The organism is Natronomonas amylolytica (assembly GCF_037031205.1).
Taxonomy (GTDB): Archaea; Halobacteriota; Halobacteria; order Halobacteriales; family Haloarculaceae; genus Natronomonas; species Natronomonas amylolytica.
In genome coordinates this window covers 185,788-210,330 of record NZ_JAYEZM010000006.1, presented here as the reverse complement: position 1 = coordinate 210,330, position 24,543 = coordinate 185,788, and the positions used below count along the sequence as shown (strand labels likewise).

At 65.7% G+C, this 24,543-nt stretch carries 21 protein-coding genes, 1 tRNA gene and 2 pseudogenes; 10 read left to right on the top strand and 14 right to left on the bottom strand.

Annotated elements, in window-relative coordinates; all coding sequences use genetic code 11:
- The 10 genes and pseudogenes from U5914_RS11020 to U5914_RS10975 form a co-directional block, all read right to left on the bottom strand.
- A pseudogene (locus U5914_RS11020) lies at positions 1-74 on the bottom strand (IS6 family transposase); the annotation flags it as partial.
- Between the two features lie 54 nt (positions 75-128).
- Positions 129-1,895: a glutamate--tRNA ligase gene (locus U5914_RS11015; RefSeq protein WP_336135815.1), complete on the bottom strand. Its 1,767-nt coding sequence runs from the start codon at positions 1,893-1,895 to the stop codon at positions 129-131.
- A gap of 75 nt (positions 1,896-1,970) precedes the next feature.
- Positions 1,971-3,572: a long-chain-fatty-acid--CoA ligase gene (locus U5914_RS11010; RefSeq protein WP_336135814.1), complete on the bottom strand. Its 1,602-nt coding sequence runs from the start codon at positions 3,570-3,572 to the stop codon at positions 1,971-1,973.
- Between the two features lie 482 nt (positions 3,573-4,054).
- Positions 4,055-5,080, bottom strand: coding sequence for a geranylfarnesyl diphosphate synthase (gene idsA3, locus U5914_RS11005; RefSeq protein WP_336135813.1), 1,026 nt, complete (start codon positions 5,078-5,080; stop codon positions 4,055-4,057).
- A complete protein-coding gene (locus U5914_RS11000) occupies positions 5,077-6,417 on the bottom strand; it encodes a ribonuclease J (RefSeq protein WP_336135812.1) in 1,341 nt (446 codons plus the stop codon). Before U5914_RS11000 ends, idsA3 begins: the two co-directional genes overlap by 4 nt.
- A 291-nt stretch (positions 6,418-6,708) precedes the next feature.
- Positions 6,709-8,043, bottom strand: coding sequence for a class-III pyridoxal-phosphate-dependent aminotransferase (locus U5914_RS10995; protein WP_336135811.1), 1,335 nt, complete (start codon positions 8,041-8,043; stop codon positions 6,709-6,711).
- 49 nt (positions 8,044-8,092) lie between these two features.
- Positions 8,093-9,355, bottom strand: coding sequence for an MgtC/SapB family protein (locus U5914_RS10990; RefSeq protein ID WP_336135810.1), 1,263 nt, complete (start codon positions 9,353-9,355; stop codon positions 8,093-8,095).
- Between the two features lie 57 nt (positions 9,356-9,412).
- Positions 9,413-10,333 carry a sodium:calcium antiporter gene (locus U5914_RS10985; protein ID WP_336135809.1) on the bottom strand — a complete coding sequence of 307 codons (921 nt, stop codon included), beginning with the start codon at positions 10,331-10,333 and terminating at the stop codon, positions 9,413-9,415.
- Positions 10,334-10,473: 140 nt separating this feature from the next.
- Complete coding sequence (locus U5914_RS10980) at positions 10,474-10,743, bottom strand: hypothetical protein (protein WP_336135808.1); 270 nt, start codon at positions 10,741-10,743, stop codon at positions 10,474-10,476.
- Between the two features lie 198 nt (positions 10,744-10,941).
- Positions 10,942-11,025: transfer RNA gene (locus U5914_RS10975), tRNA-Leu, on the bottom strand.
- A gap of 86 nt (positions 11,026-11,111) precedes the next feature.
- On the opposite strand from U5914_RS10975, the gene U5914_RS10970 reads away from it, so the two are divergent.
- From U5914_RS10970 to U5914_RS10955, 4 genes are all read left to right on the top strand, one after another.
- Positions 11,112-11,663: a hypothetical protein gene (locus U5914_RS10970; protein WP_336135807.1), complete on the top strand. Its 552-nt coding sequence runs from the start codon at positions 11,112-11,114 to the stop codon at positions 11,661-11,663.
- 29 nt (positions 11,664-11,692) lie between these two features.
- Positions 11,693-12,142, top strand: coding sequence for a hypothetical protein (locus U5914_RS10965; protein ID WP_336135806.1), 450 nt, complete (start codon positions 11,693-11,695; stop codon positions 12,140-12,142).
- 31 nt (positions 12,143-12,173) lie between these two features.
- Complete coding sequence (locus tag U5914_RS10960) at positions 12,174-12,653, top strand: DUF309 domain-containing protein (protein ID WP_336135805.1); 480 nt, start codon at positions 12,174-12,176, stop codon at positions 12,651-12,653.
- Between the two features lie 84 nt (positions 12,654-12,737).
- Positions 12,738-13,457, top strand: a complete 720-nt coding sequence (locus tag U5914_RS10955) for a helix-turn-helix domain-containing protein (protein ID WP_336135804.1) — start codon at positions 12,738-12,740, stop codon at positions 13,455-13,457.
- 16 nt (positions 13,458-13,473) lie between these two features.
- Here U5914_RS10955 and U5914_RS10950 read toward each other — a convergent pair whose 3' ends face one another.
- Positions 13,474-14,703, bottom strand: a complete 1,230-nt coding sequence (locus U5914_RS10950; RefSeq protein ID WP_336135803.1) for an MFS transporter — start codon at positions 14,701-14,703, stop codon at positions 13,474-13,476.
- 104 nt (positions 14,704-14,807) lie between these two features.
- On the opposite strand from U5914_RS10950, the gene U5914_RS10945 reads away from it, so the two are divergent.
- Together U5914_RS10945 and U5914_RS10940 are read left to right on the top strand one after the other, a co-directional pair.
- Entirely contained in the window at positions 14,808-15,398 is a 591-nt protein-coding gene (locus U5914_RS10945; RefSeq protein WP_336135802.1) for an AsnC family transcriptional regulator, read from the top strand.
- A 119-nt stretch (positions 15,399-15,517) separates the two neighbouring features.
- Positions 15,518-18,115 (top strand): heavy metal translocating P-type ATPase, encoded by a 2,598-nt coding sequence (locus tag U5914_RS10940; protein WP_336135801.1) that lies wholly within the window; start codon positions 15,518-15,520, stop codon positions 18,113-18,115.
- 30 nt (positions 18,116-18,145) lie between these two features.
- Here the strand turns inward: U5914_RS10940 and U5914_RS10935 are convergent, their stop codons facing one another.
- Entirely contained in the window at positions 18,146-19,039 is an 894-nt protein-coding gene (locus U5914_RS10935; RefSeq protein WP_336135800.1) for an alpha/beta fold hydrolase, read from the bottom strand.
- A gap of 247 nt (positions 19,040-19,286) precedes the next feature.
- On the opposite strand from U5914_RS10935, the gene U5914_RS10930 reads away from it, so the two are divergent.
- The 4 genes from U5914_RS10930 to U5914_RS10915 all read left to right on the top strand — a co-directional run bounded on the left by U5914_RS10930 (position 19,287) and on the right by U5914_RS10915 (position 23,032).
- A complete protein-coding gene (locus tag U5914_RS10930; protein ID WP_336135799.1) occupies positions 19,287-20,393 on the top strand; it encodes a DUF7537 family lipoprotein in 1,107 nt (368 codons plus the stop codon).
- Positions 20,394-20,479: 86 nt separating this feature from the next.
- Positions 20,480-21,637: an MBL fold metallo-hydrolase gene (locus U5914_RS10925; protein WP_336135798.1), complete on the top strand. Its 1,158-nt coding sequence runs from the start codon at positions 20,480-20,482 to the stop codon at positions 21,635-21,637.
- Between the two features lie 45 nt (positions 21,638-21,682).
- A complete protein-coding gene (locus U5914_RS10920) occupies positions 21,683-22,330 on the top strand; it encodes a class I SAM-dependent methyltransferase (RefSeq protein ID WP_336135797.1) in 648 nt (215 codons plus the stop codon).
- 42 nt (positions 22,331-22,372) lie between these two features.
- Positions 22,373-23,032 (top strand): 2,5-diamino-6-(ribosylamino)-4(3H)-pyrimidinone 5'-phosphate reductase, encoded by a 660-nt coding sequence (locus tag U5914_RS10915; RefSeq protein WP_336135796.1) that lies wholly within the window; start codon positions 22,373-22,375, stop codon positions 23,030-23,032.
- Between the two features lie 35 nt (positions 23,033-23,067).
- Here the strand turns inward: U5914_RS10915 and U5914_RS10910 are convergent, their stop codons facing one another.
- Positions 23,068-23,352: a DUF7545 family protein gene (locus U5914_RS10910; protein WP_336135795.1), complete on the bottom strand. Its 285-nt coding sequence runs from the start codon at positions 23,350-23,352 to the stop codon at positions 23,068-23,070.
- Positions 23,353-23,408: 56 nt separating this feature from the next.
- Positions 23,409-24,542, bottom strand: a pseudogene (locus tag U5914_RS10905) (NAD(P)/FAD-dependent oxidoreductase); the annotation flags it as partial.
- Position 24,543: the final 1 nt, after the last annotated feature.

Here is a 24,543-nt window from a genome sequence, read left to right as displayed (position 1 = left end):
GGTGTCCGCTCTCGCTCCACAAAATCTAACTCGATCCAGTCGCTACGACCGCTGAGGCGTGTGATTTCTGCCATAGACCAGCACAAAATCACCACGCCTCACTCTTCATCCTTAACTAAACACGACCCTCACGGGTGCGCGAAGTACGTGACCGTCTCCTCGTCGTCGTGTCGGTCTCGCGGCTCGTCGCCGCTCGACCCTTCCGTGGCGCTTTGCGCCACGCGGTCCACTCGCACGAACCCGACCCGCTCGAACTGGAGCATGTCGTCGGGTTCGTAGTCGGCGAGGCCGGGTTCGGCGTGGCCCGAAACGTCGCCGTCCATCGTCCGCATCCGGACGGAGGCGTTGTCGTCGGCGGGCACCCAGTGGACGACGTCGACGCCCTCCTCGCGGACGATATCGAGGTCCTCGTTCGTGTACTCGAAGGCATCCCGGGTGTGGCGGACGGGGCCGAGACCCTTGAGCCAGACCCGCTTGCCGTTCGGCGGCACGTCCTCGGGTTCGACGAGGACGGCGCCGCCGACCGGAATCGAACGCGTGCCCCGGTCCTCGTGGTCGGGATGCAGCGGCGGTTCGGCCACGTCGGGGCCGCCCAAGAGCGTCTTCTCGACGCCGTCGCGGACGAAGAACGCGCGGTCGGTCTCGTCGTCGATGCGTTCACGGTTGTTGGCGTAGATCGAGGACATCGCCAGATCGACGTTCGACGTCGAGGTGCCGAGTTCGGTCATCGCGTCGACGATGGCTTCCCCGCGGATGCCGCGTCGGCGGAGGCTGGCGACCGTCGGCGCGCGCGGGTCGTCCCAGCCATCGAGTTCGCCCTGCTCGATTTTCTCCTTGATGGTCGAGGTCGACATCGAGACGTCGTAGGCGTCGATCTGGACGTGGCCCCAGTGGAGGACCTCGGGGTACTCCCAGTCGAAGTAGTCGTAGACGAACCCCTGTCGCTTCGCGGAGTCCTGCAGGTCGATACCGCGGATGATGTGGGTAATTCCGAACTCGTGGTCGTCGATGCCGGACTGGAAGTCGAGCATCGGCCAGCAGCGGTAGTCGGCCGCTTCCTCGCGGGGGTGTGGCGTATCGACCATCCGGAATGCGACCCAGTCACGGAGGGCCGGGTTCTTGTGTTCGATGTCGGTGCGAACCCGCAGGACGATATCGCCCGACGAATACTCGCCGTCGACCATCGCCTCGAACTCCTCTAAGGTCGTCTCGGCGTCCTTGTCGCGGTGCGGACAGGGCTCGGCGTTGTTCTTCAACTCGGAGAACTCCTCGCCGCTGCAGGTGCAGGTGTAGGCACCGCCCTTCTCGATGAGCTCGCGCGCGTAGTCGTAGTAGAGTTCGACGCGGTCGGAGGCCTTGACGACCTCGTCGGGTTCGAAGCCGAGGTAGTCGATGGCGTCGAGAATCTCGTCGTAGGCATCGAGGTCCGGCCGTTTGGTCTCGGGGTCGGTGTCGTCGAACCGACACAGCATCCAGCCGTCGTACATCTCCTTGTAGGTCCCGATGACGGAGGGCATGCGGGCGCTGCCGAGATGCCACGGGCCGTTGGGATTCGGCGCCATCCGCATCCGGACCTCGTCGTATGCCTCGACGTTCGGGAGGTCCGGCAGGGGCTGGTCGTCCGCCTCGTCTTCGGCCTCCAGTTCCTCGACCTGTTCGGGGGCCAGTTCCGCGAGGCGCTCGCGTTTCTCCTCGGCCGAGAGGCCGTTGACGCGGTTGATGACGGGCGAGATGACGCCGGGAATCTCGTCGCCGTGCTCTCGGAACTCGGGGTTTTCGCCCATCAGCGGTCCCATAATCGCGCCGACCTGTGCGTCGCTGTCGTGTTTGAGCGCGTTGAACAGCGCGGCCACCTCGGCCTCGCGTTCGATGCGCTCGCGGAGGTCGTCGTCCATTACCGGGACCTACCGCGGGGAGGGTCAAAACCTACCGGGATTCCGGCCGGCGGAGACGCCCCCGGGAGTCGGCGATTACTCTTGGCCGACGCGTCGCTCCTCCTCGTCCCAGTAGCGCTCGCGGAGTTCGTACTTCTGGACCTTGCCGGTCGCCGTCTCCGGAAGGTCGTCGACGAAATCGACGCTGGTCGGTGCCTTGTAGTTCGCCAACCGGCCCTTGACGAACTCGATGACCTCGTCTTCGGTCAGGTCGACACCGGGCCGTTCGACGACGACCGCCTTGGGCGTCTCGCCCCACTTCTCGCTCGGAACCGGGACGACTGCGGCCTTCATGATCTCCTCGTGGTCGTAGAGGGCGTCCTCGACCTCGATGGAGGAGATGTTCTCGCCGCCGGAGATGATGATGTCCTTGCGGCGGTCCTGAATCGCGACCATGCCGTCCTCGTCGATAGTCGCGAGGTCGCCGGTGTGGAAGTAGCCCTCGATGCGGTCGTTGAACGCCGTTTCCGTCGCTTCGGGCTTGTTGAGATAGCGGTCCATGACCTGATTGCCGTTGACGACGATTTCACCGATGGTCGTGCCGTCCCGGGCCACGTCATCGCCGTCTTCGTCGACCACGCGAACGTCGGTACAGAGCGTCTCCGCGCCCTGTTTGACCTTCAGGTCCCGACCCCGTTCGGCCAGCCGGCGCGGCGAGTTGCTGGTCGTGATGATCGGCGCCGTCTCGGTGAGGCCGTAAATGTGGATGATGCGCCAGTCGAACTCGTCTTCGATGGTCTCGATAGTCGCCGTCGCGGGGGCGCTGCCTGCGGTCGCGATGCGCACGTCGCGGCTTCCGGTCGTTTTGACGTCGCCGTCGTTGTCCTCGTAGAACTGGATGAGGTTGTTCAGGACTGTCGGTGCCCCACAGAGGTAACTGACGTCGTAATCTCGGACGCGCCGGAAGGTGTCGTCGGCGTCGAAGGTCCGCTGGCAGACGTGCGTGGCGCCGGTGCCCGTGATGGCGTAGGTGTGGCCCCAGCCGTTGCAGTGGAACATCGGCAGCGTCCACAGGTAGGTGTCGTCGTCGCGGATCTCCATGTGCTGGTTGAGCACCAGCGCGTGCCAGTGTTCGGTGCGGTGGGTCCGAACGACGCCCTTCGGGTCACCTGTCGTCCCCGAGGTGTAGTTGATACTCGCGTCGTCGTCCTCGGCGATGTTCGGGCGGTCCGGTTCATCGGTCGACTGGCCGGCCAGCAGTTCCTCGTAGTCGTCCCACTCGCCGTCGATGCGGTCGGCCTCGTAGCCGATGAAGTGTTCGGCGGGCACGTCCTCGCGGATAGGCTCGATTTCCTCCGCGAAGTCGTAATCCGAGATGACCACGTCGGCCGCACAGTCGTTGAGGATGTAGTCCAGCTCGCCGGCGGTCAGCCGGTAGTTCATCGGGACGAACACCGCGCCGAGTTTGTTCGTCGCGTAGAGCGTCTCGATGAAGTAGTGGGTGTTCGGCGCCAGAAGCGCGACCTTGTCGCCCTTGGAGATTCCGCGTTCTTCGAGGGCGTGGGCCAACTGATTGACGCGGTCGTTGACCTCCGCGTAGGTGTATTCGGTCCCATCGTGGGCGACGACTCCCGTCACGTCGTCGTAGATGTCGACCGCTCTATCCAGGAAATCCGTGGTGAGCATCTCTCGCTTCATGCGCTGTGGCAGTCAATATTTACCACTACACTCAAAGTTCTTGCCACGAATCTCACGGATTCGGAGTCTCGGAGTATAGCGAACAGGCGGAACGCTCAGCGTCGACTCGGCTATCCGTATTCCACACTCCCGCTTCGGCGGATAGCCGGCACGTCGTCAGGGCATGGGCCGTCTGGCCGCGCTATCGCTTATAAAGAACAGGATGGGGCAGCATCCGCGAGCGCGCCGGAGGCGCGCGAGCGGTTCTCCGCGCCGAGCAGTAGCGAGACGCGACTGTCGGGAGCGTCTCGGAAAGGCGAATAGCGCGGGACCGAAGGTCCCGCGGACCGTGCGAGCGGCGAAGCCGCGAGCAGACGGCGAACGGAGTGAGCCGTGAGCCGAGGGAGGCGCGGGACCGAGGCCTGACCGTAGGGAAGGCCGATGTGTCTTTTTCATCGAAGTATTTGCCGGCGCCCGCAGGGCGCCGTGCAAAAAGTTCGGGGTTAGTACCCGCGTTCCACGAGGTAGTCCGCGATCTCTTCGAGCAGTTCGCGGGGCTCGTTCTCGGGGAGGACTTCGAGGCGGTCCTTCCCGCTTTCGACGAGGTCCTGCGCCATCTCGCGGGCGAAGTCGATGCTGCCGGCGTCTTCCAGCGTCTGGACGGCCTGTTCGATTTCCTCGTCGGTCGGGTCCTCGGAGACGAGGGTATCGACGTCGACGCCGTTGTTGCGGGCGTGCAGCGTGATGATGGTCCGCTTGCCCTCGATGAGGTCGGAGCCGCGCTGTTTGCCGAGTTGCTCGCTGGAGGCGGTGAGGTCGAGGAGGTCGTCCTGAATCTGGAAGGCCCGACCGATATCGAGGCCGTAGCCGTGGAGTTCGGAGACGGTCTCCTCGTCGCTGCCCAGCAGGATTGCCGGAATCGACGCCGCGGCCGCATAGAGGACGGCCGTCTTGAACTCGACCATCTCGAGGTATTCGTCCGTCGAGACGTCCGTCCGTTCCTCGAAGTCGACGTCCAGCGCCTGCCCCTCACAGATTTCGGTGCAGGTGGTCGCGAGTTCGTCGAGGGCCTCGACGCTCTTTTCGGCGGGCGCGCCGGTATCGAGCATGTACTCGAAGGCCTTCGAGTAGAGCGTGTCGCCCGCCAGAATGGCGGTTTCGAGGTCGTACTCGCGATGGACCGCGGGCACGCCGCGTCGGAGGTCGTCGTCGTCCATGATGTCGTCGTGAATCAGGGTAAACGACTGGATGACCTCGATGGAGACGGCGGCCGAGAGGACGTCCACGTCGCCGTTGACGGGCGAGGGGAACTCCCGGTAGTCGGCGCTCATCGGTTCGACGTCGGAAATCGCCTCGGCGGCGAGCAACAGGATGGTCGGCCGAAGCCGTTTGCCACCCGCGTCCAGCAGGTAGCGGGACGCGGAGTAGAGCCGCTCGGGCTTTTGAATCGGCAGTTGCTCCGTGATCGCCTCGTTGACGATCTCGCGGCGGTCGACGAGGGCCTCCTCGACGCGTCCTGTGGTCGTCATTCCACCAGTTGGATGATGTTGCCGTTCTCCGTGATGTGGAGGTCCTTGCCGACCTGGTAGCCCTCGTTGCGCGCGAGGTCGACGTACGGCGCGAAGCCCCCCATCGACTGGTGGGCCGGGATGACGTTCTCGGGATTCAGGGCCTGCAGCATCTGGTAATGGCCTTCGGAGTTCAGGTGGCCGGAGACGTGGATGTCGTCGTAGATGCGGGCGCCCTGCATGCCGAGGAGCTTTTCGGCCTGGTAGCGCTGCCCCTCGTTGGTCGGTTCGGGGATGACGCGGGCGCTGAAGATGACCTTATCGCCCTTGTCCAGTTCGTAGGGGGTCTCGCCGCGGGCCATCCGGGTGAGCATCGCGCGTGGCTCGCCCTGGTGGCCGGTGACGATGGGGAGGTAGTTCTCCTTGCCCTCTTCCATGATCCGTTTGAAGGTGCGGTCGACGGACTTGCGGTGGCCGTACATCCCGAGGTCGTCCGGGAAGTCGACGAAGTTCAGTCGTTCGGCGGTGCCGCTGTATTTCTCCATCGAGCGGCCCAGTAGAACCGGCTGGCGGCCGATATCGTCGGCGAACTCGACGAGGCTCTTTACACGCGCGATGTGGCTGGAGAACGTGGTGGCGACGATGCCGCCCTCGTAATCCTCCACCGAGTACATGACGTCCCGGAGCTGCTCGCGGGCGACGGACTCGGAGGGTGTCTTGCCCTTCTTGCCGGCGTTGGTACAGTCCTCGATGTAGGCGAGCACGCCCTCGCGACCGATTTCGCGGAAGCGCTCCATGTCGATGGGGTCGCCCAGCACCGGGTTGTGGTCCATCCGCTTGTCGAGGCCGTAGACGACGGCGCCCTCGGGCGTGTGGAGGACCGGGTTGATGGCGTCGATGATGGAGTGGGTGACGTTGACGAACTCGAGTTCGCAGTCGTCGCCGATGTCCATCGTGCCGCCGGGGTCCATCTTGACGAGGTCGTTCTGGACGCCGAACTTCTCCTCGCTGTCGATCTGCTGTTTGACCAGTTCGATGGTAAAGGGCGTCCCGACGACGGGGGCGTCGTAGCGGTGGGCCAGCTTCGAGATGGCGCCGATGTGGTCGAGGTGGCCGTGCGTGGGCACGATGGCCTGCACGTCACCTTCGAGTTCGGACATGACGCGGTCGTCCGGAATGGCCCCCATGTCGATGAGGTCCAGACTGTGCATTCGTTCGGTCTCTACGTTGTCGTGGATGAGGACCTTCGACAGGTTCAGACCCATGTCGAAGACGACGACGTCGTCGCCGGCACGGACGGCAGTCATCTGCCGGCCGACTTCCTCGTATCCGCCGATTGTTGCGATTTCGATTTCCATGGTTTATCCTCCGAGGGGTCGCAGGCGGACTCACGAGTGGGCGACCGGCCATGTACACGGCCGTCTGTGACGGACGCGACACCGACGGATTCGGTGGGCCGACGGTCGGAACCGACAAGGCCCGCGTGGCCGCTGCCACGCACACAAGCCCCGCCAGCCGTCTCCCGTCAGCGACTGCCGGTCGCCCACATGAGTCCGGGGCGACCGTTGCTCGGTTATCCGACCCTTCGCCCTCTGTGTTTAAAAAGTACGGGGATTACCGCTTCTCGTCCGATACCGCCGATGCGTCAGTTACGCGGCCGCTTCGGCGGCCTCCGAGAGCAGTCGAACGGCCATCGAAATCTCCCGCTCGCGGACGTCCATCGGCGGGAGCAGGCGGAGTGTCTTGTGGCCACACCCGAGCGTGAGCAGGCCGCGTTTCATCGCCGCCTCCTGTACGTCGTCGCGGCGCTTCTTGGTGTCGAACTCGACGGCGAGCATCAGGCCCTTGCCCCGAACGTCGACGGCGTTCGCAAGGTCCTCGTCGGCGAGTTCGGCCTTCGCCTGTCGACCACGCTCGACGGCGTTGTCCATGAGGTCCTGCTCGCGGATTACATCGATAGTCAGCGCGCCCTGCAGGGAGTCGACGATGTCGCCGGCGCCCCACGTCGAGGAAAGCCGGGATTTCTCGCCGGGGAAGACGTCCTTGCTGGCGATGGTCGCGCCGACGCGGGCGCCCTTCGCCGCACAGATGACGTCCGGTTCGATGGGGAAGTCGTCAGAGGCCCAGAACTCGCCCGTCCGGCCGATGCCGGACTGTATCTCGTCGGCGATGAGCAGGATATCGTGCTCCTCACAGATGTCGGCCACCTCTTCGAGGAAGGCGTCGCTGGGGACGTGATAGCCGCCCTCGCCCTGAATCGGCTCCATGATGAGGTAGGCGACCTCGTCGGCGTTGACGTGGCCGGTCTCCGAATCGAGCATCCGGCGGAGTTGGGAGGTATCGCCCGCGAAGAAGCCGCACTCGCAGGTGGCCGGCGAACAGCCCCGGTCCCGACAGAAGGGGACGTCCTGAATACTCCCCAGTTCGGGGAACTTCCGTCGGTAGACCTCCTTCGAGCGGTTCAACGACAGCGTGCCGAGCGTCCGGCCGTGGAAGGCGCCCTCGAAGGTGATGCCGTACTTGCCGGCCGTGTCGTCGTAGCAGATTTTCAGCGCGTTCTCGACGGCCTCGGCACCGGAGTTCGAGAGGAAGACTGTGTCCATGTAATCGGGCGAGACGTCGGTCAGTCTGTCCATCAGTTCTGCAGGCCCGGGATAGTCGACGTTTCCGGGGTCGCCGGCGGTCGTATAGAAGTCCTGTCCCGCTATCTTGAGCGGGTCGACCACGTCGAACTCTTCCATCCGTTCGAGGAGGTCGGGGTTGTTGTACCCCAGCGGCGCGGCGGCGACGTGACTGGTGAAGTCCATGAGGACGTTGTCGTCGGCATCGGTACAGAACGGTCCCGTCGCTGGGGCGGTGGTGTCCCAGACGAACTCGTAGACGTACGTGCTCGGCGCGGCGAAGGAGCCGTGGTATTCGACCCGCTCTCTGGCCTTCGTCCCGGGAATCTCGTCGACCTGCGGCGTTGCCGTCTCGCGGTCCATGCTTCGGATTGGGCCAGACGGCTGTTAAATATTGCCGGAGGATTTTTATTTATAAGAGGACCAGCGCGCCGGTGACGATGCCGGCACCGACCAGCAGGATTGTACTCCCGGCAGTGACGCCGCGGGCGAACTTCCTGTTGGGCGAGAAGGCGGTCATGCCGACCTTGACGAGGATGCTCGCGGCGGAGGCAAGCAGGATGGCGACGACGGCCTCGTCGGCGGTCACCTGCCCGTTCGAGTAGAGAACGACCGCCGACGCGGTCGCGCCCGCACTGGAGACGAGCCCCGAGATGATAGCCGCGGCATAGAGGCCGCCCGTTCCGAAGAGCGCCTCGGCGAAGCCGCCGGCCAACAGTACGACGAGAAAGAGCGCGCCGATGCCGAGGGCGTACTGGAGGGTAAAGGGGGTCCCGAGGTCCATCTCCACGGCCTCGGACCAGTCGGCGGTCACGGCGGCGATGACGACCGCACCGACGACGACCGCACCGAGCGGGATGATCGCTTCCAGAAGGACGCCCGCCCCGAGGGTGAAGAACAGCGCGATGGCGAGGTTCCGGATGGCCATCGACGCGTTCGACAACAGGACGGCGGCGACCCCGTACTTCGAGGCCTCGGGATGCTGGTTCACGTGGTCCAGCATCGCGCCGACGACGCCCGTCGAGGAGGCGAAACCGCCGAAGAAGCCGGTCACGGCGATGCCACGGCCGCCGTAGAGGCGGACGATGGCGTAGTTGGCGATGCCGATGCCGGCCACGAAGACGACCATCAGCCAGACGACCCGCGGTTCGATGTCGACCGACGCGTCCAGAACCGAGATGGTCCGGGATTCGGCGGGCAAGAGCGGATAGATGACGAAGGCGAGGATGGCGAACTCGGCGCTGGCCTGAACTTCCTCCTTGGAGAGTTCGTCGGCGACGCCGTGGAGTTCCTGCTTGAAGACCAACAGCAGCGAGGAGACGACGGCGACGGTAACGCCTTCGAGGATGTAGCCCGACGCCACGAGCGCCCCGACGCCGTAGGTGACCAGAAGCGACACCGACGTGGTCAACGAGAGGGCATCGTGCTGGGCGAGGATGCCCTGCACGCCTAGCATCGCGCCGATGACGACGACGAGCAACGCCCCGGCAACCAGCAACAGCGGCTGGTCGAGGATGGTAAAGACCGCGGCGACGAGGCTCACCAAAGCGAAGGTTCGCACGCCGGCGGACTTGTCGGACCACTCCCGTTCGAGGCCGAGAAACAGCCCCAGGAGTGCCGCCAAGCCGAGAGCGACCACGTTCCCGTCCAGTAGCCCGGTTCCGAACTGTTCCATCGCTCCGGGGTTCTCCCGGCCGGAGGTTAAGCGCGTCGGCGGTCGTCCGCGTCCCCCTCAGAACAGGAAGAAGCCCGGGAGATAGAGGAGGAAACACACCACTGCTCCCTTACGGTCGATACCGCGTTGCCAGTACATGAGGCCGAGGACCGCGAGGGAGACGACCAGCATGTATCCGGTAGCGACGAACACGGACTGAGGGTCGGTAACGGTCACGTTCGCGACCAGTGCGCCGACCCCCAGTGAAAAGACCGGATCGGTTATGTTGCTGCCGAGCAGCGAGCCGACCGAGATACCGGCATTGCCTCGTTTCGCTGCGAGTCCCGCGACTGCTATTTCCGGGGTGGTCGTCCCCAACCCCGTTAAAATACCGACGAGGAGTTCGGATATTCCGGCGGTACGGGCTATCGCGACGCCGTTCGTCACCATGAGATGGCCGCCGATGACCACCAACAGGATTCCGATTCCGATCCAGGGAATCGCTTGCCGGGGGGACGCTCGTTCCTCGACTACCTCCTCGGTTATCTCCTCGCCGCCCTCGTGCGAGTAGAGGTCGTGGATGAAGGCGACGTACGCGAGCATCATGAGGAACCCCTCCGAGCGGATGATGGTGCCGTCTTCGAGGACGAGTATCATGATTATCATGGCGAGCATCATCGCGCCACCGTAGATGAGGACGTTCCGGCGTTTGGCCTCGATACGCGAAATGAGCGCGACGACGCCGATAGCCAGCGTGATTTGAGCGACCTCCGAGCCGACGATATTTCCCACGAGAAGGTCGCCGGCGTCGTAGTAGGCGGCGTATACGGACGTGGTCATCTCGGGAATCGAGGTCCCGATAGAGATGACCGTGACGCCGATGAAAAACGCCGAAAGCCCGTAGTACAGGGCCAACTCGGCAGCCGCATTGACGGTCCGGTCGGCGCCGACGAGGAGGAGCGTCAGACCGGCCAAGAACCCGACTACGTCGATGAACATCCCGTGGTGGCAAGACAACTGGGCGCGAGTAAAAGGTCCCCCTCCGTGGCACGAGATAGCCCATCGTCGGCCGTGGAACCGGGTTCGGGCAGCGAGCGTCGGTTACAGACGGCAGATATTAAATCACAAACGTAACGCGTCTACGACCGCTTTTCACGTCGTTCGTGCAACCGACTCCCGTCGCGCGGACAGTACTCGAACTCGGGGTCCCGCGTGCGGAACGAACAGCGGTCACACTCCAGTATCGGTGGCCGTTCAGCGGCGTCTTCGCCCGTCCGCTTGAAAAGGAACGGGACGAACGGCACGAACAGGAAGAACAGGACCGAGCCCGTATACACGTAGAGCGCCACGCTGAGCGCGATACTCGCAGCGAGGCCAGCCAGCGCCGTCAGCGTTCGAGACCCGACCATATCTCGGGTACGTACCACGAGCGGTTTTGGGTTTCGGAACCGTCGGACGCTGTCGCTATCGTCGTAGCACCGTGAGAATCTTTGCGAGGGAAGGCCGCTCCAACGCGGTCTTCCGCGCCGCGGAGAGACCCCGCGACTCGCGGCGCGCATAGCGCGCCGCTCGCATATCGAGACGCTTCATGCGGTCGCGTCTCGCCATGCGAGGGAAGGGATTTGAACCCTCGGACCTCTACAGGAGCGGATCTTGAGTCCGCCGCCGTTTCCGGGCTTGGCTACCCTCGCACGCAGTCGGACTTCAGTTGGTCGGCCGCTAAAACGTTGCGGGTTCCGTCGGAAGCTACTTCCGCCGTCCGGGATACGGCGCGGCCATGAAGGAGATGTCGCGGCGGGACCTCGCGGTCACGGCGGCCGTGGCACTCGCCATCATCGCGGCGGTGGAACTCCGATTCCTCCGGCAGGGCCACATCGTCGGCCTCCTCTTCGCGTACGTCGCGGTTTCGGTCGGCAGCATCGCCCTCTCGCGGTCGGACGGCGACCCGACCGCGCGGGCGAAGGCGGCGCTCGTCGCGGTGACCTTCCTCGTCGTCGCGGTGCCGGTCGCCGGTGGCGTCCGAGCGCTTCCCTCCGAGACGCTCCCGTGGCCCCTGCAGATCGGCTATCTGGTCGGTCGGTGGGCGCTCCCGGTTTCGCTGACCGTCGCCGTCGGCATCTTCGAGACGAGAGCGGAGCGTCGACGTCTGGCAGTCGGTCACGCCATCGCCCTTCTCGCCCTTCTCGCTGGCGGCGCGGTCGTCTACGGTAGCGCCGGCGTCCTCATTGCGGCGGTCGGACGGACGCTCGGCTACTACGCCCTCGGCGCCGTCGTCGCCTACCCCGCGGTGCTGTCCTACCGGCAGGCGCTGGCTCCCGAAAGCGCGTGACAGAAATACCTCCGGCGACAATCGCCCATATGGCCATCTCCCCGCATCTCATCTTCGAGGACGACGAGTGGCAGATAGACATCTCGATCGGTCAGGAAGGCCGCCAGCAGTTCGCCCTCTCGGATAAGGCCGAGGCCCTGCTCGTCGACGACCTCGAATACGGCAACCGGGACATCGTGCCGTGGCTGACGACGAAGACGCTGGCGCTGGCCGGCGGCGCCTACCTCCGCGACGAGAAGACCGACGCCCGCGACCTCGCGTGGTCGATTACGGGCGCCGACGGCGGCCGCGAGGCGACCGCCGAGGAGGTCGAGGCCGTCGCCGACTACCTCACGAGCGTCGAAATCGACCAGCACGCCGTCGAGACGGTGAAAGAACACGTCCGGAAGACGCGGCTCTCGGAGGTCATGTCCGCCGACGATATCGAGAGCAAGCGCGAGCGGATGAACGGCCTCCGGGGCATCGCCAAGGACCTGTAACTTTAGCCGCTCGACGCTCTATTCTCGCCCCATGGACGACCATACCCGTGATTCGACCGTCGGCCCGCCCGCCGGAGAGCCGACCGGTTGGCGGGCGGACGGCCGCTGGGAGCACGCTACCCTCCGGCGGGCGACCGAACACGGCGTCCGCCTTTTCAATGCGGGGGAGTTCCACGAGTCCCACGACTGCTTCGAGGACGAGTGGTACAACTACGGCCGCGGGACCACCGAAAGCCGGTTCCTCCACGGGATGGTGCAGGTCGCCGCGGGCGCCTACAAGCACTTCGACTTCGAGGACGACGACGGCATGCGCTCGCTGTTCCGGACCGCCCTCCAGTACTTTCAGGAGGTGCCGAACGACTTCTACGGCGTCGACCTGCTCGACGTTCGGACGACGCTGCACAACGCCCTCGCTGACCCGACGGAACTCCACGGCTGGCAGGTCCCGCTCGATGGCGGCACTCCCGAGGCAACCGAACAGGATTTCGAGTACGTCCAGACCCTCGAGTGACGGCGGTTTGAAGAAGTCTGTGGGAACGCGTCGCTTGAAAACCCAACACTTCAATTAGACTCTCCGCGGTAGGTCCAGTCACCGATGACGGGGTCAATCAGTTCGGATGGGGCGGTACACGTGTCGCTGGACCTGTGGCATCCGAACTGCTGGGAGATTCGAACGACCGAGCGATTCGACGTCGGATTCCTCGGATACGGGATTTATACGACCGGGGAGCGGGTGACGACGCTGTTTACGTTATATGCGGACGACCAGACGACGATGGACCCCGCAGTCGAGTTCATCGCGGACGCACCGCAGGTCTACGAGGTGTCGGAGATAGACCCGACCTATCGGAACGCGACCGTTCCGGTGCCGGGAAACGCCATGCGTGACCTGCTCGTCGACCACGACGGCAGGACCCAAATCGCGAACGCGTTGATGTCACGGGGCTTCGTTTGCGCCGAACCCATCGATATCCGAGACGGTCGCGAGTACTGGACGCTCGTCACGAACCACGATTACGAGACCGTTCAGGCGAAGCTCGACGAAGTCCGAGCGGAGCACGACGCGGAGATCAACGTCCGCAAGATCACGGATTCGGATTGGCAATCCGCCGCGAGCGCGCTCCCGACGGACCGACTCACACGACGCCAACTCGAGGTCTTCCGACTCGCCCGGAAGCACGGCTACTACCAGTGGCCGAAGGAGACCGCTGCCAGCGAGTTGGCGGATGAATTGGATATCTCGACGTCCACGCTCCACGAGCACCTACACAAGGTCGAAGCGAAACTGCTCGGCCAGACCGAACCGCGCCGATAGACGGACGGCTAGCGATTCAGGTTCCCGACTCGGGGCCGAACCAGGCGAGTCCGAGTCCGAACACGGCGATAGCGACAGCATACCCGAACGCCGTCGCGTACGCATCAGTTACCCTGATCAACGCACCAGCGACCAACGGGGCGGAAAACGCACCCGCGACCCCCGCCGTTCCGAGCAACGAGAGTGCCGTTCCGGACATGTCGGGAGGAACCGATTCCTGAACGTAGCTATACACGATGCCGAACGTTAACTGGATCACGAACCCCGCTACAATAAGTAAGACCGCAATCAGTCGGACACTGGTCGCATACGCAACGAGCACCGTAACTGGCAGCGCCACGAGAAACGACGCTCTGAGTACTGGGAGGCGGCGCTGGCCCAATGCCCGGTCCGATACGTAGCCGCCGCCCGCCCGTGAAACGATGCCGACGGCGGGAAACAGCGCCGAGAGCAGGCCTCCCAACGCGAGCGAAACCTCGAAGTTCTCCGCCAGGTACGTCGGCATCCAACTGTTCATGAACAGATAGAGCGAGTACGCGGCGAAGGCCATCGCACACCCGAACCGCACCGGACGCGAACCGAGCACCTCCCAGAAGTTCTGGAAGACGTTTTCCGCGCTTTCCCTGTCCCGTAACTCGACGTTCCACAGCGATATCCAGAACAGACCCAGCGCGAGTAGCGACCCCGCGGCTACGACCAGAAACGTGGCTGCCCAACTGTAGCCCTGCGCGATAGCGGGCGTCACGATTTGGCCGAGTGCGAACCCCGCGGGCGCACTCGTGGTGAACACGCCGAGTGCGGTGCCCCGCGTGTCGGTAGTGAATATCTGCCCGACGACGTTCGCCGACGCAGTCCAGATGATTCCGATGCCGGCGCCGGCGATGATGCGGGCCAAAATCAGGAGCCAGAAGAACTGGTTCGAACCGGCCCACCAACTCAGGAGGGCGGCCCCGACGACGGTGAACACGGCGGCGATAATCGAGGCCACGTCGCCGAACGTATCGATGCCGACGCCGAACGCGAAGTTCGTCAGCGCCCACGCGCCGGGGGTCGCACTGACGACCAGAACGGCAGTCGATGACGGAATCGCGAACTCCGTGCTGATTATCGGTAGAACGCTCGCCGGGACGATAATATAGCCCTGCGTGACGACGGAGAGGAGCCACACGCCGAGCAAACAGCCGACTGCGCTCCGCTGTCCCAGGAGGCCGGTGGGCTTCGACGTGGAGGTGGTTGCAGCACCCATTATCTCGAATACCTGAACGGCTGCCGGTGAGTCCACCACCTGCTATGTCCGGTGGACCCCTCCGGCGACGAAACGCCCTTATAAACACGCCGGCAAGCACGACCATGCGCGACCTCGACGAGACTGACCACGAACTCCTCCGCCTCCTGCTGGAAGACGGCCGCCGCTCCTACAGCGACCTCGCCGAGGCGGTCGACCTCTCGGCGCCGGCAGTCAGCGACCGCATCGACCGCCTGCAGGAGGTCGGCGTCATCGAGGGCTTTACCGTCGATATCGACCGCTCGAAACTCCGCGAGGGGGCCCGGTTGGCGGTCACCTTCGAGACGGCGCCCGGCGAGACGGCGACGGTCCGGGAGGCGGTGGCCGACCTAGCGAGCGTCGAACACGTCTTCGTCACCGCCGACGGCCGCCTGTTCGTCGTGGCGACCGTCCCCGATGGCGACGTCGAGGCCCACTTCGCGGCGGCATTCGAGACGGGGGCCGTCGAGAACGTCGAGGCGACGCCGCTGGTCGCCGACGACCGGGGAACGGGCCTCGGGGAGGCGACGCTCGGACTGGAGTGTGCCGAGTGCGGCAACACCGTCACCGACGAGGGCGTCACCGCACGCATCGGCGGCGAGCGCTACGAGTTCTGCTGTGAGTCCTGCGAGGCCCGCTTCGCGGAGCGGTACGACGAACTGAAGGAAGGTGCCTGAGTTCTACTTTCGTATCAAAGGATTTCGACGGTATCGATTTTGAAGCGAAAGCAATAGCCGGACCACTGATAATGTTTTAAGGGACAAAGCGCATCAATAGGGGAGCCCTATACACTCCCATGACCAGACGGGAACGACTGACCATCGGCGGGATGTCCTGTGCGACCTGTTCGGAGACGGTCTCCGAGTCGGCCGAAGCCCTCGACGGCGTCGAGGAGGCGTCGGTCAACTTCGCGACGGACGAGGGGACCGTCGCGTTCGACCCCGACGAGGTCTCGCTGGCCGAGATTTACGAGGCCATCGAGTCGGCGGGCTACGAACCGCACGCCGAGACCCGGACCATCGAAATCGTCGGGATGCACTGTACGAACTGCTCGGAGAGCGTCGAGGGCGCTCTTTCCGACCTCCCGGGCGTCGTCCGCGCCGACGTCAACTACGCGACCGACGAGGCGACCGTCGAGTTCAACCCCGAGGAGTTCTCCATCGAGGCCGCCTACGACGCCATCGACGATGCGGGCTACGAGCCGGTCCGGGAGACGGAGGGCGACGAAGCCGATGAGGACGGCGAATCGCCCGCCGAGCGCGAACTCCACAAACAGCGGCGCCTCGTTATCGGCGGCGGCATCCTGACCGCGCCGTTCGTCTACCTGATGGCGACGATGGTGACGCCGTTGCCGCGACCCGAATCACTGCTCGGCGTCCCCTTCGGCTGGGTCGAGTTCGCCATCGCGACGCTGCTGATGGCGACGCTGGGCCGTGAGTTCCTCGTTGGCGCCTACAAGGCGGCGAAGAACCGCACCGCCAACATGGACACGCTGGTCGCGGTCGGCACCACCGCCGGTTACACGTTCAGCGTCGCTGTCCTCGTGCTCGATATCCCGGCCGGACTCTACTTCGAGGCCGTCGCGTTCATCCTGTGGTTCATCACGCTCGGCAACTGGCTGGAGGCCCGCTCGAAGGCACAGGCCTCCGACGCCCTGCGCGAACTCCTTCGGATGGAAGCCGACGAGGCGACGATTATCGAGGACGGCGAGGAGCGGACCGTCCCCGTCTCCGAGGTCGAGGTCGGCGACCGGATGAGGGTCCGGCCCGGCGAGCGCATCCCGACCGACGGCGTCGTCGTCGAGGGCGATTCCGCCGTCGACGAGTCGATGCTGACCGGCGAGTCCGTCCCCGTCGAGAAGGCGCCCGGCGACGAGGTCGCCGGCTCGACGGTCAACGAGAACGGCGTGCTCGTCGTCGAGGCGACGCAGGTCGGCGAGGACACCGCCCTCCAGCAGATAGTTCGCCGGGTCAAGGAGGCCCAGTCCCGCCAGCCCGACATCCAGCGGCTGGTCGACGTGGTCTCGGCGTACTTCGTCAGCGCCGTCCTCGCGAACGCCGTCCTCTGGGCGATTCTGTGGTTCCTCTTCCCGGACCAGCTCTACGGCCTCGCGACCGCGCTCCCGCTGTGGGAGCCCGTCGGCGGCGGCCCCGTCATCGGTGGCGTCCCCGTCTTCGAGTTCTCGGTCATCGTCTTCGCCTCCGCGGTGCTGGTGGCCTGTCCCTGCGCGCTGGGGCTGGCGACGCCCGCGGCGACGATGGTCGGCTCGACCATCGCCGCGAAGAACGGCGTCCTGTTCAAGGGCGGCGACATCCTCGAACGCGTCCGCGAGGTCGACGCCATCGTCTTCGACAAGACCGGCACGCTGACCGAAGGCGAGATGCGGTTGACCGACGTCGAGGTAGTCGGCGGTCCCCGAGCGGACGGCGGCGACGCCGACGCGGCGACCGACGGTGGTGCGGCCCTCGAACGCGAGCGGACACGCGACGAATCGTTCGTCCTCGAGGTCGCCGCGACCGCCGAGGTCGGTTCCGAACACCCCCTCGGCGAGGCCATCGTCGAGGGCGCCGAGGAACGAGGCATCGAACTCGGCGAGGCCCACGACTTCGAGAACGTTCCCGGCAAGGGCGTGACGGCGACGACCGGCCACGGCGAGGTGCTGGTCGGCAACCGGGCGCTGCTCTCCGAGCGGGGCGTCGACACCTCGGCGGTCGACGAGACGCTCGAACGGCTCGAACGGGAGGGCAAGACGGCGATGGCCGTCGCCCTCGACGGCGAGGTCATCGGCGTGGTCGCCAACGCGGACACCGTCCGCGAAAGCGCTCGCGAGACGGTCGCCGAACTGACCGAGCAGGGCTACGAGACCTACATGCTCACCGGCGACAACGACCGGACGGCAACCGCGGTCGCCGAGGAACTGAACATCCCCGCCGAGAACGTCCGCTCTGAGGTCCTGCCCGACGAGAAGGCCGACGTCATCGACGACATTCAGGCCGACGACACCAAGGCGATGATGGTCGGCGACGGCGTCAACGACGCGCCCGCGCTGACGGCGGCCCACATCGGCGTCGCCATCGGCTCCGGCACCGACGTCGCCATCGAATCCGCCGACGTAACGCTGATGCGGTCGGACCCCGCCGACGTGCTGAAGGCCCTGCGCATCTCGCAGGCGACCATCTCGAAAGTCTGGCAGAACCTCTTTTGGGCCTTCGCCTACAACACCGCGCTCATCCCCATCGCTTCGCTCGGCCTGCTGAACCCCGCCCTCGCGGGCGCGGCGATGTCGGCCTCCAGCGTCTCGGTGATGTCCAACAGCCTCGCCTTCGCCCGCTACGAACCCGACCGGGACTACGTCCCGCTACCGCTCCGGCCGTTCCGGCGACTGCTGGACTGAGGGCGCCCTTCCGTTTCTTTTGAACGACGTTCAATCCGACCCGTCCAGCAGGAACGCCCGGACGTCGGCAGCCGTCCGCGTCGGGTCCTCCTCCATCGGGATATGGCCTACTCCCTCGTAGACGACGAGTTCGGCATCCGGAATCTCACGGGCGAACCGCTCGCCGTGTGACGGCGGAACCACCACGTCCTCGCTGCCCCACAGCACGAGCGTCGGTGCGTCGACCCGCGGTACGTCGGCGCTCCGCTCGCCGGTCTGGATGTCCAGACTGGTTATCGCGTCACGGTTGCCCGCCCGCAAGAGCAGTTCGCGATACCGAGTCACCGTTTCGGGGGCTATCCGCGCAGGGTCGCCGTAGACCTCTCGAAGGGCGACCCACGTCAGCGCTCGTGGCGTGAAGTGCCGGAGCGGCCACGACAGCGGGCCGAGGTCCCTGACCCGCTGAAGCCACCGCGTCTCCGTGCGCGGATAGCCCGCGGCGCCGACAAGCACCAGACGGTCGACGCGGTCCGGATAGTCGACGGCGAACCGCCAGGCGATTTCGCCGCCCCGGGAGCTACCTGCCAGCGACGCCCGCTCGATTCCCACGGCATCGAGGAATGCCGCGAGGAAGTCGACGGTCTCCTGAATCCCGTTGTGTCCCTCCGGGTGGGGGCCGGTGAGGCCGAACCCCGGGAGATCGAGGCTCACGACCCGAACTGCGTCGGAGAGTTCGTCGGTCCACCCCTCCCAGGTATGCAGCGACGCGAAGACCCCGTGGCAACACACCAGCGTCGGCGCCTCAGAGTCTGTGGGACCGACGTCGCGGTAGTGAACGTCCAGACCGTCGACGGTCACGAAATCCGACTCCGGATACGTGTACCGCTCGCGGAGCGACTCCGGATTCCGGTCCGATTCGTAGCCCGCGTACAGCGCCAGACCCACCAGACTGGCTCCGACAGACCTGCGAATCCACCGGTCGTTCCCCCGCACTCCACACCCAGCTTCGACATCCCTTCTGCCGGGTCCCTCTCCGACGTTCGGGTCTTCCATGCCCATAACACGGCGACGGGTCACAAGTGCTTAGGGGGGTCATGGGACGGCCCATGGCGACCAGTATCGACCGCCCAGTGATTCTCGGCGGACGAGACCCATCTTCCGTGTATATCACACTTCGATGCGTACGTACATCATGAAACGTCTCCCGATACTTCTGGTCGTGGCGCTGGTCCTTCTCGCTGGGTGTTCGTCGTTCACCGGCGGCCCGTCGACCGACTCTCCGACACCGACCGATTCGCCGACACCGACCGCCACCCCAACACCAGATGCCGGCGGTGATGAACTCGCTCCGGGAGTTACGGATGAGGGTATCGTCAACCCCGTCGCCCTGATGTCGGCACACCAGCGGGAACTGCTCGCCGACGGGTTCGTCGTCAACCAGACCGTCGTGACGACGTACGACGGCGCGGTCGGAAACCGACTCCTCATCCAGACGACCGCCGGCCCCGGCGGTGAACTCGCCTCCCAGAACGCCATCTCGACCGGGTCCGATTTCAACGGCACCCAGATCGTCACCAGCAACGACATCTGGTTCAACACGACTACGCGGGTATCCAAACACGTCGAGAGCGGCGAAACCACCTATCAGGTTCGCGAGCGGTTCACCCCGCCGGAATCGCTGGTCTGGTTCGGGAGCGTCCAGCGCGATATCCAGTTCGCCGCTGACGAGTACGAGGTGACGAACGTCGAGCGACGCGACGGCGTCCGATTCGTCTCTTTGTCCGTCAGCCAGGACCGCGTCGGAAACGACGGCGTCGATGACGCGGTCGGCACACTGCTCGTCGACGAGCGTGGCGTCATCCACCGCGCGGAGATGAACGTCAGCTACGATGCGGGAACCGTCTACAGCACGACCTACGCGGTTTCTGAACTCGGTGACGTCGAACCGACGCCGCCCGCCTGGCTCGACGCCGTTCCACCGAGCGCCGCGCTCGACGTGGGCCTCAACGTGTTCGGCTTCGACGAGTCCAGCATCGAACTCGTCCACACGCACGGTGACGCTGTCCCCGCCGGCTCCATCGTGACTATCGTCTCGAACGGAACGCTTTACGAGACCACTCTCGACGAGCCGTTCGGCGACGGCAGCCGCTATCTCTGGGTCGACACCGATGGGACGCTCCGGGCGACGGCGACGTCCCCGGCCACCGACGACACGCAGTCGCTCGATACCGTGGTGACGGTCACGGTTCGCGCGCCCGACGGCGGCAAACTGTTCACGACCAGCATCGGACGTCGCTGAACACAGCCTCTCCCGTGAATCGGACGCCACGCGCCAGGCGGACCTCGGCCGCAGGTTTACAACCATCGTGACCGTTATACCCCGCTATGGCACGAACAGCCGAGCGCACTCCCGATGAGATATCCGCAGAGCGGCTGAAACGCCGCCTCGATAGCGGCGAGGAGTTCACCTTGCTCGATACGCGGTCCGCGTCGGACTTCGAGGGGTGGCACATCCCCGGGGCCGAACACTACCGTTTCACCCCCGAGAGGGATCTCGACGTCGAGGCGTTCCGGTCCGAAACCGGCCTCGAACGGGACGATTCGGTCGTCATCATCTGTGCGAAGGGCATCTCCTCGCAGTACCTCGCCGAGGAACTGGCCGACGCCGGCTACGAAAGCGTCAGCAACGTCGCCGACGGCATGAAGGGCTGGAGCGCGGTCTACGACGCGGTCGATGTCGAGACGCCCGGCGAGGCCGCAATCGTCCAGATTCAGCGCCGCGCGAAGGGCTGTCTGGGCTATCTCGTCGCCGACCCAGACTCCGGGGCGGCCGCCGCCGTCGACGTGTCCCGCCACGCCGAGGAGTACCAGCAGGCCGCCAACGAGCGCGGCTGGGCCATCGAGCGCGTCCTCGATACGCACGTCCACGCCGACCACATCAGCGGCGGCCGCATGCTGGCCGACGAACTCGGCGTCCCCTACCACCTCGGCGAGCGCGTCGCCGAGCGCGATGTAGCCTTCGAGTACGAACCGCTCGCTCGCAACGAGACCGTCGGTGTCGGCGACATCGACATCAAGGCTCTCTTCACGCCCGGCCACACCTCCGGTATGGCGAGTTACCTCGTCGGCGACGAGGCCGTGCTGACCGGGGATACGCTCTTCGTCGACAGCGTCGGCCGCACCGAGTTGCAGTTCGGCGATTCCGACGCCGCGTCGGGCGCGGAGATGCTCTACGACTCCCTCCACGGAACCCTGCTCGCCGAACCCGATTCGGTCGTCGTCCTGCCGGGGCATGCCGACCCCGCCTCGGCGGCGTTCGACCCCGGAACCGAGGTGTCGACGACTGTTCGCCAACTGCGAACCAACCTCTCGCTGCTCGACTACGACCGCGAGACCTTCACCGAGTATATCGCCGACAACGTGCCCGAGAAGCCACCGAACTACGAGCGCGTCATCGCCATCAACCGCGGACAGAGCGCGCCCGAAGACGACGAGGAGGCCATCGAACTGGAACTCGGGCCGAACCGCTGTGCTGCCGAGTAGCACGCGTCCGGAAAACACTCAACGGTCCCCGGCCAGTCCTCCGCCATGGTCGAGAAGAATACCGTCAGACGGGGCTACGACGAGTTGGGTGACGCCTACGCCGCCCACCGGTCCGGCGAGGGACAGGGGATGGACGCCCTGTCGACGTTCCTCGAAGCGGTCCCGGAGTCGGCCCGGATTCTGGACGCCGGCTGTGGCCCCGGACGCCCGGTGCTGTCCCACCTGGCCGACGCAGCGTCGGCGGTCGGCCTCGATTTCTCCGGCGAGCAACTCCGATTGGCCGCCGAGCACGCTCCCGAAGCGGCGCTCGTGCGCGGCGATATGACCACGTTGCCGTTCGCGGCGGAGACGTTCGATGCCGTCGTCGCCTACTGGTCGCTTATCCACGTCCCGCTGGCCGACCATCGGACGGTCATCGACGAGTTCTCCCGCGTGCTCTGTCCCGGGGGTCGGCTGCTCGTCTGTGAGGGCACCGAGCGCTGGGCCGGCGAGAACCCCGACTGGCTGGACAGCGGCGTCGGGATGGAGTGGGAAATCGCCGGTGCCGAAGCGACTCGCGAGCAGTTGCACGATGCCGGTTTCGAGATAACCGATAGCTGGGGCGTTCCCGAGACGCTGGAAGACGAGGAGGCGGGCGAAGACGGGGACGACGCGGACGACGACTGGACGTTCTTCGCGGCCCGCCTCCGCTGACGAGGACCAACCGTTTTGCCGGCGGCCATCGGACACTCCGATATGCACGTGCTGGTCAACGCCGCCGTCAGCGCCGACGGGAAACTCTCCTCGCGGCGGCGCGAGCAGATAAAGATTAGCGGTGACGAGGATTTCGCCCGCGTCGACCGCCTTCGCGCCGAATCCGACGGCGTCATGGTCGGCGTCGGAACGGTGCTGGCCGACGACCCGTCGCTGGTGCGCTACGACGAGGCCCACCGGGCGGCCGTCCGAAGCCCCGAGGCGGCCCCGCCGGCGCGCATCGTCGCCGACTCCCGCTGTCGGACGCCGACCGACGCCGATATCCTCGATGGCGACCCCGAGACCTACGTTTTGACCAGCGAGGGCGCACCCATCGACCGCCGGGAGGCGCTGGAGGACGCCGGCGCCACGCTGGTCGTCGCTGGCGCCGACCGGGTCGACCTCGGTTCGGCGTTTGCGGCGCTGGAAGCCGAAGGGCTCGACCGAATCATGGTCGAGGGCGGCGGCGAACTCATCTTCTCGCTGTTCGAGGCCGGACTGGTCGACGAGCTATCGGTCTACGTCGGGAGCATGATAATCGGTGGCCGCGAGGCGCCGACGCTGGCCGACGGCGAGGGGTTCGTCGCTGACTTCCCGGACCTCGACCTCGCCGGCGTCGACCGCATGGACGACGGCGTCGTGCTTCGGTGGACCGTCGGCTAAGCGGCTATTTAAATAAAAGGGAATAAGCGGCCGCGTTAGTGCTGGTGGCCGGTCAGTTCGGCGTAGGAGGCGCCGAAGCGGTCCTCGAAGAGTTCCATGGTCTGCTCCTCTATCTCCTTGTACTCCTCGCTGTCGCCGCCCTCGGCGTGGTGGACCGTCGCGTGGATTCGCTGGGCACAGGAGAACAGCGCGAGGTCACCGACGATTTCGGCGTCGGACTCGTCGGCCTCTCGCATCAGGTTCAGCATCTCCGTCGGGAGCGTCACGTCGTCTTCGTCGTTCGGGCCCTCGATATGCAGGGTAACAGTATCGTCTGCCATACGTCCGATTCACTACCGCAACAAAAGGGGCTTCCGGTCGATTGCGTCGCCGCCGCTTAGTCGTCGTCGGCCGCCGCCGCGTCGGCGGTCGCACCCTCGGCGCGTTCGAGGTCTTCGAGGTAGTCGTCGGCGTCGAGCGCGGCTTTGACGCCCATACCGCCGGCGGTCGCGGCCTGCTGGTAGTGGTGGTCGACCACGTCGCCGGCCCCGAAGATGCCGGGGACGGCCGTCCGGGTCTGGCCGCCGCCAGTTCCGCCCTCGGTTTCGATGTAGCCCGTCTCGTCGAGTTCGACGCCCGTGGCCTCCAGATAGTCGGTGTTCGGCGTGTGGCCGATGGCGAGGAAGACGGCGCCGACGTCCATCTCGAACTCCTCGGTGTCGGGGTCGTCGAGTTTCTCCTTGGGGTAGCCCTCAGGGTTGCGGGCGAGGGAGACGCGCTCGATGCCGTCGGCCTCGCTGCCGTGAATCTCGAGGAGTTCGGTGTTGGTCATGACCTCCACGTCGCCCTCGGCTTCGAGGTCGCGAATGCGGTCCTCCCAGTAGTCCTCGGCGCGGAAGTTCTCGCGGCGGTGGGCGAGGTAGACGGTGTCGGCGAACTTGGTGAGGAAGGCGGCCTCCTCGCAGGCGGCGTCGCCGCCGCCGACGACGAGCATGTCCTCGCCGCGGAAGAAGGCGCCGTCACAGGTCGCACACGTCGAGACGCCGTAGCCCATCAGTTCGTCCTCGCCGGGGACACCGAGGGTGCGGGCTGAAGCGCCCGAGGCGGCGATGAATGCGTCGGCGGTGTAGACGGTGCCGTCACGCAACTCGACGCGGTGGGGTTGTCCCGGTTCCACGTCGACGATGACGCCGTGGTCGATCTCGGTGCCGAACTGCTCGGCCTGCTCTTTCATGTTGTTCACGAGTTCGGTCCCACCGATGCCCTCGGGGAAGCCGGGGTAGTTGGCGACGTCGGTCGTCAGCGTGAGCTGACCGCCGGGTTCCGGCCCTTCGAGAACGAGCGGGTCGTTGTTGGAGCGGGCCGCGTAGATGGCCGCGGAGAGCCCTGCGATGCCGGAACCTGCGATAATCAGCCGACGGTGTTCGGCGTCCTCGGTCATGGACGAACGTTGCCGGTGGGACGGTATGTAGTTTGTTGTGTCCTGCGTCCGCGAGCACACACCCGCGGGTGCGGTGGCGTCCCAGCCGCCG

Excerpts from the sequence above, each read along its gene's own strand:
- U5914_RS11015 (WP_336135815.1), bottom strand. The coding sequence starts at position 1,895 with ATGGACGACGACCTCCGCGAGCGCATCGAACGCGAGGCCGAGGTGGCC.
- U5914_RS11010 (WP_336135814.1), bottom strand. The coding sequence starts at position 3,572 with ATGAAGCGAGAGATGCTCACCACGGATTTCCTGGATAGAGCGGTCGAC.
- idsA3 (WP_336135813.1), bottom strand. The coding sequence starts at position 5,080 with ATGACGACCACAGGACGCGTCGAGGAGGCCCTCGTCGACCGCCGCGAG.
- U5914_RS11000 (WP_336135812.1), bottom strand. The coding sequence starts at position 6,417 with ATGGAAATCGAAATCGCAACAATCGGCGGATACGAGGAAGTCGGCCGG.
- U5914_RS10995 (WP_336135811.1), bottom strand. The coding sequence starts at position 8,043 with ATGGACCGCGAGACGGCAACGCCGCAGGTCGACGAGATTCCCGGGACG.
- U5914_RS10990 (WP_336135810.1), bottom strand. The coding sequence starts at position 9,355 with ATGGAACAGTTCGGAACCGGGCTACTGGACGGGAACGTGGTCGCTCTC.
- U5914_RS10985 (WP_336135809.1), bottom strand. The coding sequence starts at position 10,333 with ATGTTCATCGACGTAGTCGGGTTCTTGGCCGGTCTGACGCTCCTCCTC.
- U5914_RS10980 (WP_336135808.1), bottom strand. The coding sequence starts at position 10,743 with ATGGTCGGGTCTCGAACGCTGACGGCGCTGGCTGGCCTCGCTGCGAGT.
- U5914_RS10970 (WP_336135807.1), top strand. The coding sequence starts at position 11,112 with ATGAAGGAGATGTCGCGGCGGGACCTCGCGGTCACGGCGGCCGTGGCA.
- U5914_RS10965 (WP_336135806.1), top strand. The coding sequence starts at position 11,693 with ATGGCCATCTCCCCGCATCTCATCTTCGAGGACGACGAGTGGCAGATA.
- U5914_RS10960 (WP_336135805.1), top strand. The coding sequence starts at position 12,174 with ATGGACGACCATACCCGTGATTCGACCGTCGGCCCGCCCGCCGGAGAG.
- U5914_RS10955 (WP_336135804.1), top strand. The coding sequence starts at position 12,738 with ATGACGGGGTCAATCAGTTCGGATGGGGCGGTACACGTGTCGCTGGAC.
- U5914_RS10950 (WP_336135803.1), bottom strand. The coding sequence starts at position 14,703 with ATGGGTGCTGCAACCACCTCCACGTCGAAGCCCACCGGCCTCCTGGGA.
- U5914_RS10945 (WP_336135802.1), top strand. The coding sequence starts at position 14,808 with ATGCGCGACCTCGACGAGACTGACCACGAACTCCTCCGCCTCCTGCTG.
- U5914_RS10940 (WP_336135801.1), top strand. The coding sequence starts at position 15,518 with ATGACCAGACGGGAACGACTGACCATCGGCGGGATGTCCTGTGCGACC.
- U5914_RS10930 (WP_336135799.1), top strand. The coding sequence starts at position 19,287 with ATGAAACGTCTCCCGATACTTCTGGTCGTGGCGCTGGTCCTTCTCGCT.
- U5914_RS10925 (WP_336135798.1), top strand. The coding sequence starts at position 20,480 with ATGGCACGAACAGCCGAGCGCACTCCCGATGAGATATCCGCAGAGCGG.
- U5914_RS10920 (WP_336135797.1), top strand. The coding sequence starts at position 21,683 with ATGGTCGAGAAGAATACCGTCAGACGGGGCTACGACGAGTTGGGTGAC.
- U5914_RS10915 (WP_336135796.1), top strand. The coding sequence starts at position 22,373 with ATGCACGTGCTGGTCAACGCCGCCGTCAGCGCCGACGGGAAACTCTCC.
- U5914_RS10910 (WP_336135795.1), bottom strand. The coding sequence starts at position 23,352 with ATGGCAGACGATACTGTTACCCTGCATATCGAGGGCCCGAACGACGAA.